This window comes from Citrobacter sp. MGH110 (assembly GCF_001037515.1).
GTDB lineage: Bacteria > Pseudomonadota > Gammaproteobacteria > Enterobacterales > Enterobacteriaceae > Citrobacter > Citrobacter portucalensis.
On record NZ_KQ089830.1, the window covers coordinates 2,576,474 to 2,593,258 of the forward strand.

Here is a 16,785-nt window from a genome sequence, read left to right on the forward strand (position 1 = left end):
ACCATAAAACTAATCACTATTTAAAATAGTCATAATTGCAAAAATAGAGATAACACATAATACCAAGCATTGGTAACATCAACATAACCTCGGCATAACGCCAACTTTCGTAAACCCCTCGCCCTCAGGTTCGGGTATACTACGGCCTTCGATTCCACAAACATCAGGCATACCATGACAGACCTAATCCAACGCCCTCGTCGCCTGCGCAAATCCCCTGCGCTGCGCGCTATGTTTGAAGAGACAACACTCAGCTTAAATGACCTGGTGTTGCCGATCTTTGTTGAAGAAGAACTCGACGATTACAAAGCTATCGACGCCATGCCCGGCGTGATGCGCATTCCAGAGAAACACCTGGCGCGCGAAATCGAACGTATTGCTAATGCAGGCATCCGCTCGGTCATGACCTTCGGGATTTCTCATCACACCGATGAGACCGGCAGCGATGCCTGGAAAGAAGACGGTCTGGTGGCGCGCATGTCGCGTATCTGTAAGCAGACCGTACCGGAAATGATCGTCATGTCCGATACCTGTTTCTGTGAATACACCTCGCACGGTCACTGCGGCGTATTATGCGAACACGGCGTTGATAACGACTTAACCCTTGCTAACCTCGGCAAGCAGGCAGTCGTTGCCGCAGCAGCGGGCGCAGATTTCATCGCCCCTTCCGCCGCAATGGACGGCCAGGTACAGGCGATTCGCCAGGCTCTGGACGCCGCGGGCTTCACAGATACTGCGATCATGTCCTACTCCACCAAGTTTGCCTCTTCTTTCTACGGCCCGTTCCGTGAAGCTGCAGGCACGGCGCTGAAAGGCGATCGTAAAACATATCAAATGAACCCGATGAATCGCCGTGAAGCGATTCGCGAATCGCTGCTGGATGAAGTCCAGGGCGCAGACTGCCTGATGGTGAAACCTGCTGGCGCGTATCTCGATATTCTGCGTGATATCCGCGGGCGCACCGAGCTGCCGATTGGCGCTTATCAGGTCAGCGGTGAATACGCGATGATCAAATTCGCGGCGATGGCAGGTGCAATAGATGAAGAGAAAGTGGTTCTGGAAAGCTTAGGCTCGATCAAACGCGCTGGCGCGGATCTGATCTTCAGTTACTTCGCACTGGATCTGGCTGAGAAAAAAATCCTGCGCTAACCGCTTTGTTGCCGAATGGCGACTTCGCCTTATCGGGCCAACAGTTCCAGGCCCGATAAGTAAAACCCCACCAACAATCACCCTGCCCGATAAAAAGGCTGATCCCCGAGGATCGTCGCCCGGTGCATAATACGCCGCTGCGGCAGATAATCCGCATTGGCATAATGTTGTGTTACGCGATTATCCCAAATCGCCACATCGTTGGGCTGCCAGCGCCAGCGCACCTGAAACTCCGGTTTGGTGATATGTGCGAATAAAAAGCTCAGTAACGCCTCGCTCTCTTTTTCCGTCACATCGACAATTCGCGTAGTAAATCCCTCATTCACAAACAGTGCCTGTTTACCGCTTACCGGATGGGTCCGCACCACAGGATGTAGCAACGGTGGATGTTTAGCGACGGCCTCCAGCCAGCGCTGATGCTCTTCTGGTGTCTTGCGGTATTTATATTCCTGGAATGATTTACGGAAATCATGCTCTGCCCGCAGGCCACTCAACAGCTGACGAAACGGCTCAGACAATGCCTCATAAGCGGCAATTCCGCTGGTCCATAGAGTGTCTCCCCCGGCCGATGGCAGCTCTTTTGCTGCCAGAATCGCCCCGGCAGGCGGCATGTCGATAAAGGTGACATCGGTGTGCCAGTTGTCGTTATCCGGCGGATTATCGTTATGGGTATCCAGTACGATAATTTCCTCTACCCCTTCGGCATGCGGATAGACAGGGTGAATATGCAGATCGCCGAAACGCAGCGCCAGTGCGCGCTGCTGCTGTGGCGTAATCACCTGCTGCCGCAGAAACACCACCTGGTGGCGCAGTACCGCATGATAAAGCTGTTCAAACTGATTATCGCTCAGCGGACGCGTCAAATCCGCACCAGTGATTTGTGCGCCAATGTACGGCCCCAGCGGGGTAATGCTCAGACGTTCACTCATTGTACTTCTCCATGCCAGGGCGTCAGGCGACGCTGAAGCGCGCGCAGACCCAGTTCTAAAATAAATGCTATAACGGCAATGACCGCGATCCCTGCCAGCACCACATCCGTTGCCAGAAACTCACCGGCTGACTGCACCATAAATCCTAACCCTCGCGTGGCAGCGATCAGTTCAGCTGCCACCAGCGTCGACCAACCCACGCCAAGCCCGATGCGTAACCCGGTGAGGATCTCCGGTAATGCCCCCGGCAAAATAACAAACCACAGCACCTGCGCACGGCTTGCCCCCAGCGACTGCGCGGCGCGCACTCTCACCTGCTGCGCACTTTTCACCCCCGCCAACGCCGACATCGCCACAGGGGCGAAAATCGCCAGATAGATCAACAGGATCTTGGAGGTTTCACCGATGCCAAACCAAATGACCATCAGCGGTAAATAGGCCAGGGGAGGAACCGGACGATACAGTTCAATGATCGGATCGAGAATGCCGCGCATCGTCGGACTCAGCCCCATCGCGATCCCAACCGGAACGCCCAGCAGCACTGCCGCCAGCAGCGCGATAACAATACGCGTCAGACTGGCCGCCAGATGCTGCCACAGCGTGGCATCCATAAACCCTTGCGGCCCGGCAATGACGATCAGCTTTTGTAAAACCTGTCCCGGCGGCGGTAAAAACAGCGGACTGATTAACTGCAGCGCCGCCACCGTCCACCACACCGCCAGAATGACGGCCAACGTACCAAGGCTTAAGGTAATCTGCCGCGAGAACGGCCAGCGCCAGTTCAGCACCCGCTGGCGACGGGGTTTATCATTAATCACCACGCTCATGAGAATGCCTCCCGTTGTTCAAAGACACGACCTAACACGTACTCGCGCATGGCGATAAACTGCGGATCGGACTTAATGCTGCGGCTCGACTCTCCGGCCACAAAGCGACGGGCGAAATTGAGCGGCAGACGTTCCAGTACCCGGCCTGGTCCTGGGGACAGCAATACCAGTTCTGTCGCCATAAACACCGCTTCTTCAATATCGTGGGTAATCAGCAGCACCTGTTTGCCAGTCTCATGCCACAGCTTCAGCAGCAGGGTTTGCATCTGCTCGCGGGTAAAGGCGTCGAGCGCACCAAAGGGTTCATCCAGCAGCAACAGCTGCGGGTTGGCCGCCAGCGCCCGGGCAATGCCGACGCGCTGACGTTGTCCACCGGAAAGTTGCCAGATAAAGCGTTTTCCCGCGCCCTCCAGCCCGACTTTCTGCAACATCTCCAGAGCAATACGCTGACGCTGTGGCTTGTCCACGCCCGCCAGCTGCAGCCCAAAAGCCACGTTGTCCTGCACGTTGCGCCAGGGCAGCAGTCCTTCGTTCTGGAACACGACCCCGCGATCTGCCCCCGGACCGTCAACCCTGTTACCCGCCAGCGTGATGCTGCCATGCTGATACGGCACAAACCCGGCAATCAGATTTAACAACGTGGTTTTCCCACAACCGGAAGGCCCGAGTACCACAAGCAGTTCACCGCTATCGAGCGTCAGGTTGATATCCTCCAGCGCCGGTTTTCCACCGTAGCTGGCGGCAAGATGAGAGATTTGCAGCATCATCGCCTCCTTATTTATTGCACGAAGCGATCGGTCACGTACTGGCTGTAATCTGTCGCGACAGCGGGGACTTTGCCCTGCTCTTTAAGGAACTGCGCGGTGTCGATAATCGCTTTGTTCACCGGGCCGGTTAGCTCAGCGGTTTGCTGTTGCGGTGTCAGGTAAGTGTTACCTTTCACCAGCCCCGGAACATCCGCCTCCGGTACACCGCTCAAACGCGACAGTTTGCTGATATTCTCCGGCTGCTTCAGCCATTCATCAGGATTAGCGATATAAGGCTGCTGGGCATCGATAGCGCTTTTGGCAAAGGCTTTCACCACCTCAGGATGCTTCTCGGCAAAATCTTTGCGCACCACCCACACGTCCAGCGTCGGTGCCCCCCACTCGCCAACCAGCGAGGAGTCGGTTAACACCTTACCGTCTATTTCCAACGCGTTGACCGCAGGTGCCCAGACATACGCACCATCAATATCTCCGCGCTGCCATGCGGCAATGATCGCTGGTGGTTGCAGGTTCACAATCTCCACCTGGCCGGGTTTAATCCCCCAATGTTTCAACGCCGCCAGCAGGCTGTAATGGGTGGTGGAAATAAACGGCACGGCAATGCGTTTGCCAATCAAATCTTCCGGTTTACTGATGTTTTTCTTCACCACCAGCGCCTCAGAATTGCCGAGCTTTGATGCCAGCAGGAAAACCTCAATAGGCACCTGCTGACTGGCAGCGACCGCCAGCGGGCTGGAGCCAAGATTACCGATCTGCACATCACCGGATGCCAGCGCACGAACGATGCTCGCCCCGCTGTCAAATTTGCGCCAGTCAACGGTCGCCCCGCTCTCTTTGGCAAACGTGTTGTCCGCCTGCGCCACTTTGGCAGGTTCGGCGGAGGTCTGATAAGCAACGGTGACGTTCACCGCCTGCGCCTGAAATGCGATGAATGCCAGTGCGGCAAGAAGTGCGTTACGCGATGAAATAGCCATGATTGTCTGCTCCCCTGTCTTGTTATGGAGGCAGTATTTCGTTGCGGCACATTTTGATAAAGGAATTAAAAATTCTGGCTAAGAACAAAGCGTTTTTAGAAAAAAAGCGGCAATAGTTAGCTATTTCGCTCATTACGGAACGTAGGCCGGATAAGGCGCTTGCGCCGCCATCCGGCAATCAATGCCTGATGCGCTGCGCTTATCAGGCCTACACTCGCTACAACACCCGGCAAATTATTGCGATTTTGTTACATTCGTTACATATCCGCGCCACGATGATTGCCAGCGCGGCGCTGGCAGGCATCATAGAGGCCATTGTCAGCAAGAGAGCAATATCATGATTCATGTTGTGCTGGTGGATGACCATGTGGTGGTGCGTTCCGGCTTTGCGCAATTACTCAGTCTCGAAGACGATCTGAACGTTACCGGTCAGTACAGCAGCGCGGCGGAAGCCTGGCCTGCACTTCTGCATGATGATGTCAGCGTCGCGGTAATGGATATCGCCATGCCGGATGAAAATGGCCTGAGCCTGTTAAAACGACTGCGGGCGCAGAAGCCCGGTTTTCGCGCCATTATTCTCAGCATTTATGACTCGCCCACGTTTGTGCAAAGCGCGCTGGACGCTGGCGCCAGCGGCTACCTGACCAAACGCTGCGGCCCGGAAGAACTGGTGCAGGCTGTACGCTCAGTAGGCATGGGCGGCCATTACCTGTGCGCCGATGCGCTGCGTGCACTACGCGGCGGCGAGCAGCCCGCGCAGGTTCTGGAAGTTCTGACCCCGCGCGAGCGTGAAGTGTTTGATCTGTTGGTTAAAGGTGACAGCGTAAAAGAGATCGCCTTCAAGCTCGACCTCAGCCACAAGACGGTGCACGTTCATCGGGCGAACGTGCTGGGCAAACTGCAATGCCACAGCACCATCGATCTGGTGCATTTTGCCCTCGACCACCAACTATTGACGGGGCATTAATGTCGCGTAGCCTTCGGCATTGGGTTATTTCTCTGTTTATTCTGCTGGCCTGGGGATCGGGCTGGCTGATGCTGTGGACGCTGGGGTTTTATCTGACCCACAACGGCCAGCAGGCGGCGCTATTTCTGCCGCACGGCGTCTATCTCGCGCTGTTAATTCTGCTTTCTCGCCGTTACTGGCCCGCGCTGATACTGCCGCCGGTGTTGATGTTGTTCTGGCTGCACAGCGAGCAATTACTGAATGGCTATATCCTGCTGGCTGCGCCGTTAATTAGCCTGATTCCGGCGAGCATCGGCCAGTCATACTGGCACCGCTTTCCCCTTTACTGGCAACGCTTAACGCTGCTGCTGGCCGCCGTAACGCTCACCTCATTGCTCAATACCGCCCTGCTTTCACCGTTTATCCAGAGCCCGGCAACGCTGATTGGCCTGGCGTCGTTTACCGGCGGCGTGTTGCTGACGCCGTTTGTTTATCTGATCTATGAATTTCTGCGCCAGCAGCACCGCTATCATCTGCTCGGGCTGGATACCACCAATCCCCCGCTGCGCACCTCGCTTATCATCTGGTGTAGCCTGTTTTTTATTATTGGCATCGGTACTCAGATGGTGCTGTCGCCGGAGATCGAGCGCCTGTTGCTAATCGTGGTGTTTTTACCAAACGTGGTGATGGCGTGGAAATTTGGCTGGCAGGGCGGCGTGTTGTCAGGATTGCTCGGCAGTATGATGATCACTATCGCCCGGCAAATCGGCGTCGGGTTCAGTAACTTACTGGAGCTGGAGATTTTCCTCGCCACCCAGGCTCTGCTGGGTATAGGGCTGGGGATCGCCATCAGCCGCCAGCAGCATCTGGCGCAAAACCTGCACCATTATCGCCAGCGTCTGGAAACCGAACTGGCGGCGCGTCGCGCGCTGACCGAACAGCTGATCCGCACCGAAGAAAACACGCGCAAAAGCCTGGCGCGGGAACTGCACGACGAAATTGGTCAGAACATCACCGCCATTCAAATTCAGTCGCAACTGGTCAAACGCGCACCGGGTCGTGAGCAAACGCTTGAGGCTGCGAATCAAATCAACGACCTGGCCCGGCGTATTCACCACTCCACCCGTCAGCTGCTGCGCCAGCTGCGCCCCCCCGCGCTCGATGAACTGTCTTTTAAAGATGCACTACATCATCTGGTGAATGAATTTGCTTTTGCTGAACGGGGTATTCGCTGCCGCTTTGATTATCAGCTAGAAAATACGCCAGAAAACGAAACGGTGCGCTTCACGCTGTATCGCCTGTTGCAGGAGTTACTCAATAACGTCTGTAAACATGCCGATGCCAGCGATGTGTCGATTACGCTGCGCCAGCGGGAACATTGCTTGTTTCTGGACGTCGCTGACAACGGCGTTGGTATTCTGCCAGAAAAAATTCCCGGTTTCGGTATCCAGGGGATGCGTGAGCGGGTGAGCGCCCTTGGCGGTGAACTGACGCTCGAATCAAACAACGGCACGCGAGTAATTGTTAACCTGCCCACAAATTTGCAACAAACCAGTCGCTAACCAGGAAAAAGTCTTAGTCACTGCGGACTTTCTCTCATCCCCTTTTGCTTTCACTTTCCTATAGTCAGCACAAACGGAGACTGCCATGCATACACGCTCAGCCAGCGAAACAGACCAACAATACCGGGCGCTACGCCCCCGGCTGCTGATGTGTATGGTAATTGGTTACGCCGCGTTTTATCTGACGCGCAAAAGCGTTAACTATGTCCTCCCGGCGCTGCAAACGGATCTGGGTCTGGATAAGGGCGATATCGGCTTGCTCGGGTCACTGTTTTATCTGACCTATGGTCTGTCGAAATTCACCGCCGGGCTGTGGCACGACAGCCACGGACAGCGCGCATTTATGGGTATTGGTCTGTTTGCCACTGGCGTTTTAAACGTGCTGTTCGCCTTTGGTGAATCGCTGACGCTGCTGCTGGTGGTCTGGACGCTGAACGGATTTTTTCAGGGCTGGGGCTGGCCGCCCTGTGCCCGACTACTGACCCACTGGTACTCGCGCAACGAACGTGGCTTCTGGTGGGGCTGCTGGAATATGTCGATCAACATCGGTGGCGCCATTATCCCGCTGATTAGCGCTTTTGCCGCCCACTGGTGGGGCTGGCAGGCGGCCATGCTGGCACCGGGGATAATCAGTATGGCACTGGGAATCTGGCTCACCCTGCAATTGAAAGGCACGCCCCAGGAAGAAGGATTACCCACGGTTGGGGAATGGCGGCATGACCCGCTGGAGCTACGTCAGGAACAGCAAAGCCCGCCGATGGGGCTGTGGCAAATGTTACGTACCACCATGCTGAAAAACCCGATGATCTGGCTGCTCGGCGTATCGTATGTGTTGGTCTATTTGATCCGCATTGCGCTCAACGACTGGGGCAACATCTGGCTGACGGAAAGCCACGGCGTAAATCTGCTCAGCGCTAATGCCACGGTGATGCTATTCGAAGTTGGCGGTTTGCTGGGGGCGCTGTTTGCCGGATGGGGATCGGATCTGCTGTTCAGCGGTCAGCGTGCGCCGATGATTTTGCTGTTCACGCTGGGGCTGATGGTTTCCGTCGCCGCGCTGTGGCTGGCACCAGTGCACCACTACGCGTTACTGGCAGTGTGTTTCTTTACCGTGGGCTTTTTTGTGTTTGGCCCACAGATGCTAATTGGCCTCGCAGCCGTTGAATGCGGACACAAAGCGGCGGCAGGTTCAATTACCGGTTTTCTCGGGCTTTTCGCCTATCTGGGGGCCGCGCTGGCGGGTTGGCCGCTGTCGTTGGTCATAGAACATTACGGCTGGTCGGGAATGTTCAGTTTGCTCTCGGTTGCCGCTGTCTTTATGGGTTTATTGCTGATGCCGTTGCTCATTGCGGGCATTACCCCTTCTCTCAGTCAAAGGATAAAACAATGAAACTGACGCTTACCTCTACCCTGATTGCTTCCGCTCTGACGCTGGCGGCCTTCAGCAACGCAGCCCAGGCGCAGGGCCGTCTGGTGGTGTATTGCAGCGCCACCAACGAGATGTGCGAAACCGAAACCAAAGCCTTCGGTGAAAAATATGATGTGAAAACCTCATTCATTCGCAACGGCTCGGGCAGTACGCTGGCGAAAGTGGATGCAGAGAAGAAAAACCCGCAGGCGGATGTGTGGTACGGCGGTACGCTGGATCCGCAATCCCAGGCCGGTGAAATGGGTCTGCTGCAGCCGTATAAATCACCAAACCTCGAACAGATCATGGAGAAATTCCGCGATCCCGCGAAGGTCAAAGGTAATCTCTCTTCGGCGGTTTACGTCGGTATTCTGGGCTTTGGCGTTAATACCCAGCGCCTGAAAGAGAAAAACCTGCCGGTGCCAAAATGCTGGAAGGATCTGACCAAACCGGAATACAAAGGCGAAATCCAGATTGCTGACCCGCAAAGCTCCGGTACCGCCTACACCGCGCTGGCGACCTTTGCTCAACTGTGGGGTGAAGATCAGGCCTTTGATTACCTGAAACAGCTCAATGCCAACGTCTCTCAATACACCAAATCCGGCATTGCCCCGGCGCGTAACGCCGCTCGCGGCGAAACGGCTATCGGCATTGGCTTCCTGCACGACTACTCGCTGGAAAAAGAACAGGGCGCACCGCTGGAGCTGATTTCCCCCTGCGAAGGCACCGGGTATGAAATCGGCGGCGTCAGCATCCTGAAAGGCGCGCGCAACGTCGACAACGCCAAACTGTTCGTTGACTGGGTGCTGTCGAAAGACGCGCAAGAGCTGGCGTGGAAGAAAGGCAAATCCTATCAGATCCTGACCAACACCACCGCCGAGACCTCCCCTAACTCGCTGAAGCTCGACGACCTGAAGCTTATCAATTACGACATGGATAAGTACGGCTCGACTGACGTACGTAAGGCGTTGATCAATAAGTGGGTTAGCGAAGTTAAGATGGGTAAATAAGCCCACGTTGCGTTCATTTGCCGGGTGCGGCGTAAACGCCTTACCCGGCCTACATTACCGGAAACGCTATGTCACACACACTTGCACTCCATCCCGTGAAAAAACGGGATGCGATATTTCTTTGGGTTTTGCTCGGCTGGCTGGCGTTTGCCCTGCTGCCTAGCTGGGGCCTGGACTACGGTCTGCTGGAGTCAACGCGGGAAGAAATACTCGCCGCCTACGGCTGGTCGCAGTTCAATATCAGTTGGCTGTGGTATCTGCTGCCAAGCCTGCTGCTGGTGCGCCCATTCCATGAAGCCAGGCGCGAACAGCGCAGCCGCCATTATCTTGACGCGGGTTGGGCATTTTTCTGTATGGCCTTTATTGTCGCCAGCGCCACCCTTGAAGGTCGCGGCTTAGGCTATGCCACCATCGTGCTGTTTGTGGCGCTTGGCGCAATCATGACCCTGGCGCTCACCCGCCTCGAATGGCTGGGCGGTGACCGTTTCGTCATCGGCTCGCTTACCGCGATTGTCGCGCTGATCGGTATTTTTATCGTCTGGCCAAGCATCGCCATTTTCATTCCGATGTTCACCAACGACGCCGGGGAATTTGCCCCGCTGGCGTTTATGAATGTGCTGTCGCAGGCACATATCATTCAGGTGATCCTCAACTCGATTATGCTGTCGATTGCCGTCGGCGTCGGCTGTACCTTCTTTGGTCTGGTACTGGCTATCTACACCACCCGTATCGCCAGACGCAGCGCCATAATCGGACGTATCTTCTCGATTTTGCCGATCGTCACTCCGCCGTTTGTCGTCGGTTTAGGCGTCACGCTGATGATGGGACGCTCCGGTTACATCACCGAGTTTATGGTCGAATGGTTTGGTTTAACCAACACCAACTGGCTGTATGGCTTTACCGGCATCTGGCTGGCGCAGGTTCTGGCCTTTACGCCGATGGCGTTTATGATCCTCGACGGAGCAATCAAAACCATTCATCCGTCGCTGGAAGAAGCGTCATACACCCTGCGTGCCAGCCGCTGGCAGACCTTTAACGGCGTGTTTGTCCCGCTGCTGAAACCCGCACTGGCTAACGCTTTTTTGATTGTGGTCGTGCAGTCACTGGCCGACTTTAGTAACCCGCTGGTGCTCGGCGGAAACTTCGACGTGCTGGCAACGCAAATCTACTTCTACATCACCGGTTCGCAGCTTGACTACCAGGCCGCCAGTACGCTGGGTGCCTTCCTGCTGCTGTTTTCGCTGCTGGTGTTCTGCGTGCAGTATATGTGGATTGGTAAACGCTCATACGTCACCGTTTCCGGCAAATCCTACCGGGGCGACGTACAGCCGTTGCCGGTAACGCTGGTATGGAGTGTGGTCGCGCTGCTGGCAGTGTGGATTGCCTTTAACGCCCTGCTCTACGGCAGCATTTTCTACGGCAGTTTCACCGTCAACTGGGGCGTGGACTACACCCTGACGCTGGCGAACTTTACCAAACTGTTCGGTCAGGGGATGAGCGACGGCGCGTGGCCTTCACTGCTCGACACCCTGCTCTACGCCGGGATTGCCGCGCCAATTACCGCGATCTTCGGCCTGCTGATCGCATGGATCGTGGTGCGCCAGCAGTTTAAAGGCAAGAAGACCATCGAGTTCACCACCATGCTGTGCTTTGCCGTTCCGGGCACCGTCGCGGGCGTATCGTACATTCTGGCCTTTAACAGCGCCCCGGTGTACCTCACTGGTACGGCGGCGATTGTCATTATCTCAATGGTGATGCGTAACGTCCCGGTCGGTATCCGGGCGGGTATCGCGGGCTTAGGCCAAATCGATAAATCACTGGATGAAGCCTCACTCAGCCTGCGCGCCGGTTCCCTGCGTACCATTACGCACATCCTACTGCCGCTGCTGCGCCCGGCGATCCTCTCGGCGCTGATTTACAGCTTTGTGCGCGCCATTACCACCGTTAGCGCCATCGTGTTCCTCGTCACGCCGGATACCCGCGTAGCGACGGCCTACATCCTCAACCGCGTGGAAGATGGCGAATACGGTGTAGCGATTGCCTACGGTTCCATTCTGATCGTGGTGATGCTGGCGATTATTTTCATCTTTGACTGGCTGATCGGTGAATCACGCACCTCCCGTTCAAAAGCCAAAAACCAGGCGTAATGGAGCGCACTATGACTCAGAAAAATTTCGTTGAACTGCGCAACGTCACTAAACGATTTGGCAGTAATACGGTAATCGACAATATCAACCTCACCATCCCGCAGGGGCAAATGGTGACGCTGCTCGGCCCGTCCGGCTGCGGCAAAACCACTATTTTGCGCCTGGTTGCCGGGCTGGAAAAACCGAGCGAAGGGCAAATTTTCATTGATGGCGAAGACGTCACCCATCGCTCTATTCAGCAGCGCGATATCTGTATGGTGTTTCAGTCCTATGCCCTGTTCCCGCATATGTCGCTGGGAGAGAATGTCGGTTATGGCCTGAAAATGCTCGGCGTACCGCGCGCAGAGCTGAAAGCCCGCGTCAAAGAGGCGTTGGCGATGGTGGATCTGGAAGGATTCGAAGACCGCTTTGTCGATCAGATCTCCGGCGGTCAGCAGCAGCGCGTGGCGCTGGCCCGCGCGCTAATCCTCAAGCCGAAAGTGCTGCTGTTTGATGAGCCGTTGAGTAACCTCGACGCCAACCTGCGTCGCAGCATGCGCGACAAGATCCGCGAGCTGCAAAAGCAGTTTGATATCACCTCGCTGTACGTCACCCACGATCAGAGCGAAGCCTTTGCGGTTTCCGATACCGTGCTGGTGATGAACAAGGGACACATCATGCAGATCGGCTCACCGCAGGATCTTTACCGCCAGCCCGCCTCCCGCTTTATGGCGAGCTTTATGGGCGATGCCAACCTGTTCCCGGCAACCTTCAGCGACGGATACGTTGATATCTACGGCTATCATCTGCCGCGCCCGCTGCACTTTGGTACACAGGGCGAAGGGATGGTCGGTGTGCGCCCGGAAGCGATCACGCTCAGCGATCGCGGCGAGGAGAGCCAGCGCTGCGTGATCCGCCATGTCGCCTATATGGGGCCGCAGTATGAAGTGACGGTGGAATGGCACGGGCAGGAGATTTTATTGCAGGTCAACGCTACGCGCCTGCAACCGGACGTCGGCGAACAGTATTATCTCGAAATCCATCCGTACGGCATGTTTGTTCTGGCGGATGCGGCATAACGTTTTGTGGCTTTGTAGGCCGGATAAGGCGCTTGTGCCGCCATCCGGCAATGCCTGATGCGCTGCGCTTATCAAGCCTACAATGAACGATGTAGGCCGGATAAGGCGCTTGCGCCGCCATCCGGCAATGCCTGATGCGCTGCGCTTATCAGGCCTACAATGAACGATGTAGACCCGATAAAACCCTCAGCTGCGCGCTTTTAGCGCGGCAATATCCGCAGGCGTGGTGCGACAGCACCCGCCAATTAACCGTGCGCCAGCGGCCTGCCACTGCGGCAGATAATCCGCCAGCTGCGCGCAATGTTCACCGTGATGATGCCAGGTTTTGCTCACGGCATCGTAATGCTCGCCCGAGTTCGGATACACCACCAGCGGCAGCGCCGTTAAACCGTGTAAATGCTGCAACGCAGCGGTGGTGTTTTCCAGCGCAATGCAGTTAATGCCTAGCGCCACCACCTGCGGATAACCCGCCAGCAACGCAACCACGTCACGCAGCAGCGTACCGTCGCTCAGGTGCTCGCTGTCGCGCAGGGTAAATGAGAACCACGCCCGCGCACGCGGATATGCGGTCAACAGCTCAGCCAACGCCTCAATCTCGGCAAAATTCGGCAGGGTTTCGCAGGCCAGCAGATCGGCCCCGGCATCCAGCAAGGCTTCCACGCGCGGGCGATGAAACGCCTGAAATGCCTCAACGCTACAATGATAATCGCCACGGTATTCAGAGCCATCCGCCAGATACGCGCCGTAAGGCCCGACGGATCCCGCCACCAGAAGCGTTCCCGCCTGCGGGTTCTCTGCCAGATACGCTTCACGGGCTTTACGAGCCAGCTCCACGCTTTTGCCAATCAGCGCTTTCGACTGCGCTTCATCCAGACCTCGCGCGGCGAAGCCCGCCGGCGTCGCCTGATAGCTGGCAGTGATCGCGCATTGCGCCCCCGCCCGGTAGTAATCAAGATGCACTTCGCGGATAAGCTCCGGGTTTTCTACCAGCACTTTGGCTGACCACAGGCTGTCGGCTAAGTTACACCCTCGCGCTTCCAGCTCCGTCGCCATCGCGCCATCCAGCAGCAGGATATCCTGTTTATCAAGGAGAGCGCGTAACGGATTATTCTGCGACATGTTCTGGCTCCTGTTTTGCGTTTCGGGGTTGAGTAAGGAAATAAGCACCATAGCACAACGCAACAAACGGTAACCCGCACCACAACGCAATTCTCTGCGCTGGATCGAATGCCAGCCCTACACAGGCCACCAGGCACAGCACAAAACCTAATACTGGCACCAGCGGATACCACGGCGCGCGATAATGTAATTCACTCAATGCCTTACCTTGTTGCAGATGACGGCGACGAAAAACAAAATGCGAGGCGCAGATACTCAGCCACACCGCCACCACCGCAAACCCGGAGATTGCCGACAGCGCAACAAATACCGTGTCCGGGGCCACCACGCTGGAAAACAGCGCCAGCACACCACCGAGCATACTGACCGACAGCGCCGTCAGCGGAACGCCGTTTTTCGTTACTCGCGCAAAACAGGCCGGTAGCGTACGTTCATTCGACAGCGACCACAGCATGCGCCCGGAGGCATATAACCCGGAGTTCGCTGCAGAAAGAATAGCCGTCAGGATCACGAAGTTAAAAATATCAGCGGCGTACGGGATCCCTACTTTCTCAAACACCAGCACAAACGGGCTTTTCTCCACGCCCGCCTGCTGCATCGGGATCAGCGCTGCCAGCACAAACACGGTGCCGATAAAGAAAATAATCAGTCGCGCGATGGTAGTACGAATCGCTACCGGGATAACTTTGCGCGGGTTTTCCGTTTCACCGGCGGCAATGCCGATAAGCTCGGTACCCGAAAAAGCAAAGTTCACTGCCACCATAGTCATCAAAATCGGTAAGCCACCGTGCGGGAACCAGCCTTCTGCCGTGATATTACTCAGCCCCGGCGCGGGCGAGCCATCCTGCATCGGAATAAAGCCGAAAATCGCCGCCCCACCGAGGATGATAAAGGCGATGATAGTGACCACTTTGACCAGCGAGAACCAGAACTCCCCTTCGGCAAAAAAGCGCGTGGAGATAACATTCAGACCAAAAATAATCGCGCAGAACACCACGCACCAGACCCATACCGGCACCTGTGGAAACCAGTACTGCATACAGAATCCAGCGGCGGTAAAGCTCGAACCCAGCGCCACAGTCCAGGTCAGCCAGTAGAGCCAGGCCACGGTATACCCGGTAGCCGGACCAAGATAGCGCGCGGCATAAACGTGAAACGCCCCGGTCTCCGGCATCGCGACCGACAGCTCGCCCAGACACTGCATAACCAGCCAGACCACCAGCGCGCCAATCAGATAGGCCAGCAGCGTTCCCGCCGCTCCAGTGGTGGAGATGATGTACCCGGTATTGAAGAATAATCCTGTGCCAATCACGCCGCCCAAGGAAAGCATAATCAGGTGACGCGTTTTCATTGTGCGCTTCAGTGGCGCATTTTGTTGTGTTGTTTGCATATAACCTTCTAAACGTATGGACATCTAAACATCCAAAGAAGGTTTGTTATACCGCGTTTGTTAACAGAATGCAAAGTCAACCCTGCACCAGACGCAGATGACCGCGTCGGGCGCTTAATAGCGGGTGGGGATTAATAATCAGATACAAAAAGGGCCGCCAGCTCATAACGCCTCCGTTGCCATGTTTTATCTAAACTTTGGCAACACAGTTGACTGACGGCGTTCACCCGGAAGTAGGAACCAAATCTCCCCACTCACACAACCGGATGAATGCTTAAGCACCGCTGGCCGGGATCGGCATCTGCGATTTGCGGCTCATCAGAATAAATACCGCCAGGCCTGCCAGCAAAATGCCCGGCGCAGAAGCCGCCATCACCCCTACCGTTCCGGTACCGAGCGCTAACATTTTCCCTGCCAGCAGCGGGCCGCTCATCGCTCCCAGACGCCCGACTGCGACGGCGGTGCCCACACCTGTGGCGCGGATCTGCGTGCTGTAAAACAGCGGCGCCAGCGCATACAACACGCTTTGCCCGCCGGTGGCGAACATCCCCGCCACAAATCCCGCCATTAGCATGCCGCTCAATGACGACACCGTACCCAGCGCCAGCAGTGAAGCCAACATCCCGGTGTAGATCAGCAGCGACATCACCACCGGGCGCAGTTTATCCATTAACGCCCCGAGAATTAACGTGCCGCTGGCCGCGCCAATTTGCAGAGCAAACATTACGCCTGCCGCCTGCGATGGCCGAAAGCCCTGCTCCACCAGCAGCATCGGCAGCCAGTTGATCAGCATATACACCACCAGCAGGGTGAAGAAATAGCACAACCACAGCAGCAGCGTGGCACTCGCCGTCGCTGGCGCAAACAGGGCGCGCAACGGTGCGGCGGCCACCTGCGTTTGTTGGGTATAAACCTGAGATTCCGGCAGCCAGCGCATCAACAGCGGCACCAGCAGCAGCGGGATCACCCCGCCTACCCAGAACACCGTTTGCCAGGCGGAGGCCAGGCCGCTAAACCCGAGCGCTGCCGCCAGCGCCGCGCCAATCGGCACACCGCAGTACATCAGGCTCACCGCCGTACCGCGAAAACGCGGGCCCGCCGCCTCGGAGGTCAGCGCGATCAGATTCGGCAACGCCGCGCCCAGCCCGACACCGGTCATCAGACGGGCAAAAACCAGTGATGAGAAATCCCAGGAAATCGCCGTCGCCAGCGAGAACAGGCCGAACAGCGCCACAGAGGCAATGAGAATGCGCTTGCGCCCATAGCGGTCAGCCAGCATGCCGCCCACCAGCGCGCCGGGCAGCAGTCCGAGAATGCCCGCACTGAAGATCCAGCCCATCTGCATTTTATCCAGCGCAAACGCGTGGGCGATACCGACAGCAGCGATACCGGCGGCCTGTAAATCCAGCCCTTCCATCAGGGCAACTAAAAAGCAAAGCCCAACGGTCAACGTCAGGCGGTAAGATGCGGGGGTACGGGTCGTCATAAGATGTCCCTCT

14 protein-coding genes are annotated in these 16,785 nt (G+C 56.5%); 7 read left to right on the plus strand and 7 right to left on the minus strand.

The genetic code is table 11. The annotated features are described in order from the left end of the window. Positions 1–174 precede the first annotated feature (174 nt). Complete coding sequence (hemB, locus tag SK38_RS12255) at positions 175–1,149, plus strand: porphobilinogen synthase (RefSeq protein WP_048235993.1); 975 nt, start codon at positions 175–177, stop codon at positions 1,147–1,149. A gap of 77 nt (positions 1,150–1,226) precedes the next feature. Here the strand turns inward: hemB and tauD are convergent, their stop codons facing one another. From tauD to tauA, 4 genes are read right to left on the minus strand one after another with little or no spacing between them, the layout of a single operon-like run. Next, entirely contained in the window at positions 1,227–2,078 is an 852-nt protein-coding gene (gene tauD, locus SK38_RS12260) for a taurine dioxygenase (RefSeq protein WP_048235994.1), read from the minus strand. Beyond that, the gene (gene tauC / locus SK38_RS12265; protein WP_008783892.1) at positions 2,075–2,905 is read right to left on the minus strand and encodes a taurine ABC transporter permease TauC; all 831 of its coding nucleotides are present in this window, start codon (positions 2,903–2,905) and stop codon (positions 2,075–2,077) included. The genes tauD and tauC overlap by 4 nt, the downstream gene beginning before the upstream one ends. Next, positions 2,902–3,669, minus strand: a complete 768-nt coding sequence (tauB, locus tag SK38_RS12270) for a taurine ABC transporter ATP-binding subunit (protein ID WP_048235995.1) — start codon at positions 3,667–3,669, stop codon at positions 2,902–2,904. Before tauB ends, tauC begins: the two co-directional genes overlap by 4 nt. Before the next feature lie 14 nt (positions 3,670–3,683). After that, entirely contained in the window at positions 3,684–4,646 is a 963-nt protein-coding gene (tauA, locus tag SK38_RS12275; RefSeq protein ID WP_048235996.1) for a taurine ABC transporter substrate-binding protein, read from the minus strand. Positions 4,647–4,983: 337 nt separating this feature from the next. Here tauA and SK38_RS12280 point away from each other — a divergent pair, with 337 nt between their 5' ends. The 6 genes from SK38_RS12280 to fbpC all read left to right on the plus strand — a co-directional run bounded on the left by SK38_RS12280 (position 4,984) and on the right by fbpC (position 12,777). Then, complete coding sequence (locus tag SK38_RS12280) at positions 4,984–5,613, plus strand: response regulator transcription factor (RefSeq protein WP_008783889.1); 630 nt, start codon at positions 4,984–4,986, stop codon at positions 5,611–5,613. Then, a complete protein-coding gene (locus SK38_RS12285) occupies positions 5,613–7,154 on the plus strand; it encodes an MASE1 domain-containing sensor histidine kinase (RefSeq protein WP_032942497.1) in 1,542 nt (513 codons plus the stop codon). The genes SK38_RS12280 and SK38_RS12285 overlap by 1 nt, the downstream gene beginning before the upstream one ends. A gap of 85 nt (positions 7,155–7,239) precedes the next feature. Next, positions 7,240–8,544 carry an MFS transporter family glucose-6-phosphate receptor UhpC gene (gene uhpC, locus SK38_RS12290; RefSeq protein WP_003830933.1) on the plus strand — a complete coding sequence of 435 codons (1,305 nt, stop codon included), beginning with the start codon at positions 7,240–7,242 and terminating at the stop codon, positions 8,542–8,544. Further along, positions 8,541–9,572 (plus strand): ABC transporter substrate-binding protein, encoded by a 1,032-nt coding sequence (locus tag SK38_RS12295; protein ID WP_003830932.1) that lies wholly within the window; start codon positions 8,541–8,543, stop codon positions 9,570–9,572. The genes uhpC and SK38_RS12295 overlap by 4 nt, the downstream gene beginning before the upstream one ends. Positions 9,573–9,640: 68 nt before the next feature. Beyond that, on the plus strand, positions 9,641–11,719 hold the full coding sequence (locus SK38_RS12300) for an ABC transporter permease (RefSeq protein WP_048235997.1): 2,079 nt from the start codon (positions 9,641–9,643) through the stop codon (positions 11,717–11,719). Between the two features lie 11 nt (positions 11,720–11,730). Further along, on the plus strand, positions 11,731–12,777 hold the full coding sequence (gene fbpC / locus SK38_RS12305; RefSeq protein ID WP_000192349.1) for a ferric ABC transporter ATP-binding protein: 1,047 nt from the start codon (positions 11,731–11,733) through the stop codon (positions 12,775–12,777). 186 nt (positions 12,778–12,963) lie between these two features. Here the strand turns inward: fbpC and mmuM are convergent, their stop codons facing one another. The 3 genes from mmuM to mhpT all read right to left on the minus strand — a co-directional run bounded on the left by mmuM (position 12,964) and on the right by mhpT (position 16,772). Next, positions 12,964–13,896 carry a homocysteine S-methyltransferase gene (mmuM, locus tag SK38_RS12310; protein ID WP_008783883.1) on the minus strand — a complete coding sequence of 311 codons (933 nt, stop codon included), beginning with the start codon at positions 13,894–13,896 and terminating at the stop codon, positions 12,964–12,966. Beyond that, positions 13,883–15,286, minus strand: a complete 1,404-nt coding sequence (mmuP, locus tag SK38_RS12315; RefSeq protein ID WP_001373486.1) for an S-methylmethionine permease — start codon at positions 15,284–15,286, stop codon at positions 13,883–13,885. The genes mmuM and mmuP overlap by 14 nt, the downstream gene beginning before the upstream one ends. A 274-nt stretch (positions 15,287–15,560) precedes the next feature. Then, positions 15,561–16,772: a 3-(3-hydroxy-phenyl)propionate transporter MhpT gene (gene mhpT / locus SK38_RS12320; protein ID WP_020996588.1), complete on the minus strand. Its 1,212-nt coding sequence runs from the start codon at positions 16,770–16,772 to the stop codon at positions 15,561–15,563. Positions 16,773–16,785 lie beyond the last annotated feature (13 nt).

Bases quoted from the DNA above. Each gene is read 5' to 3' on its own strand.
- hemB (WP_048235993.1), top strand. From the start codon at position 175: ATGACAGACCTAATCCAACGCCCTCGTCGCCTGCGCAAATCCCCTGCG.
- tauD (WP_048235994.1), bottom strand. From the start codon at position 2,078: ATGAGTGAACGTCTGAGCATTACCCCGCTGGGGCCGTACATTGGCGCA.
- tauC (WP_008783892.1), bottom strand. From the start codon at position 2,905: ATGAGCGTGGTGATTAATGATAAACCCCGTCGCCAGCGGGTGCTGAAC.
- tauB (WP_048235995.1), bottom strand. From the start codon at position 3,669: ATGCTGCAAATCTCTCATCTTGCCGCCAGCTACGGTGGAAAACCGGCG.
- tauA (WP_048235996.1), bottom strand. From the start codon at position 4,646: ATGGCTATTTCATCGCGTAACGCACTTCTTGCCGCACTGGCATTCATC.
- SK38_RS12280 (WP_008783889.1), top strand. From the start codon at position 4,984: ATGATTCATGTTGTGCTGGTGGATGACCATGTGGTGGTGCGTTCCGGC.
- SK38_RS12285 (WP_032942497.1), top strand. From the start codon at position 5,613: ATGTCGCGTAGCCTTCGGCATTGGGTTATTTCTCTGTTTATTCTGCTG.
- uhpC (WP_003830933.1), top strand. From the start codon at position 7,240: ATGCATACACGCTCAGCCAGCGAAACAGACCAACAATACCGGGCGCTA.
- SK38_RS12295 (WP_003830932.1), top strand. From the start codon at position 8,541: ATGAAACTGACGCTTACCTCTACCCTGATTGCTTCCGCTCTGACGCTG.
- SK38_RS12300 (WP_048235997.1), top strand. From the start codon at position 9,641: ATGTCACACACACTTGCACTCCATCCCGTGAAAAAACGGGATGCGATA.
- fbpC (WP_000192349.1), top strand. From the start codon at position 11,731: ATGACTCAGAAAAATTTCGTTGAACTGCGCAACGTCACTAAACGATTT.
- mmuM (WP_008783883.1), bottom strand. From the start codon at position 13,896: ATGTCGCAGAATAATCCGTTACGCGCTCTCCTTGATAAACAGGATATC.
- mmuP (WP_001373486.1), bottom strand. From the start codon at position 15,286: ATGCAAACAACACAACAAAATGCGCCACTGAAGCGCACAATGAAAACG.
- mhpT (WP_020996588.1), bottom strand. From the start codon at position 16,772: ATGACGACCCGTACCCCCGCATCTTACCGCCTGACGTTGACCGTTGGG.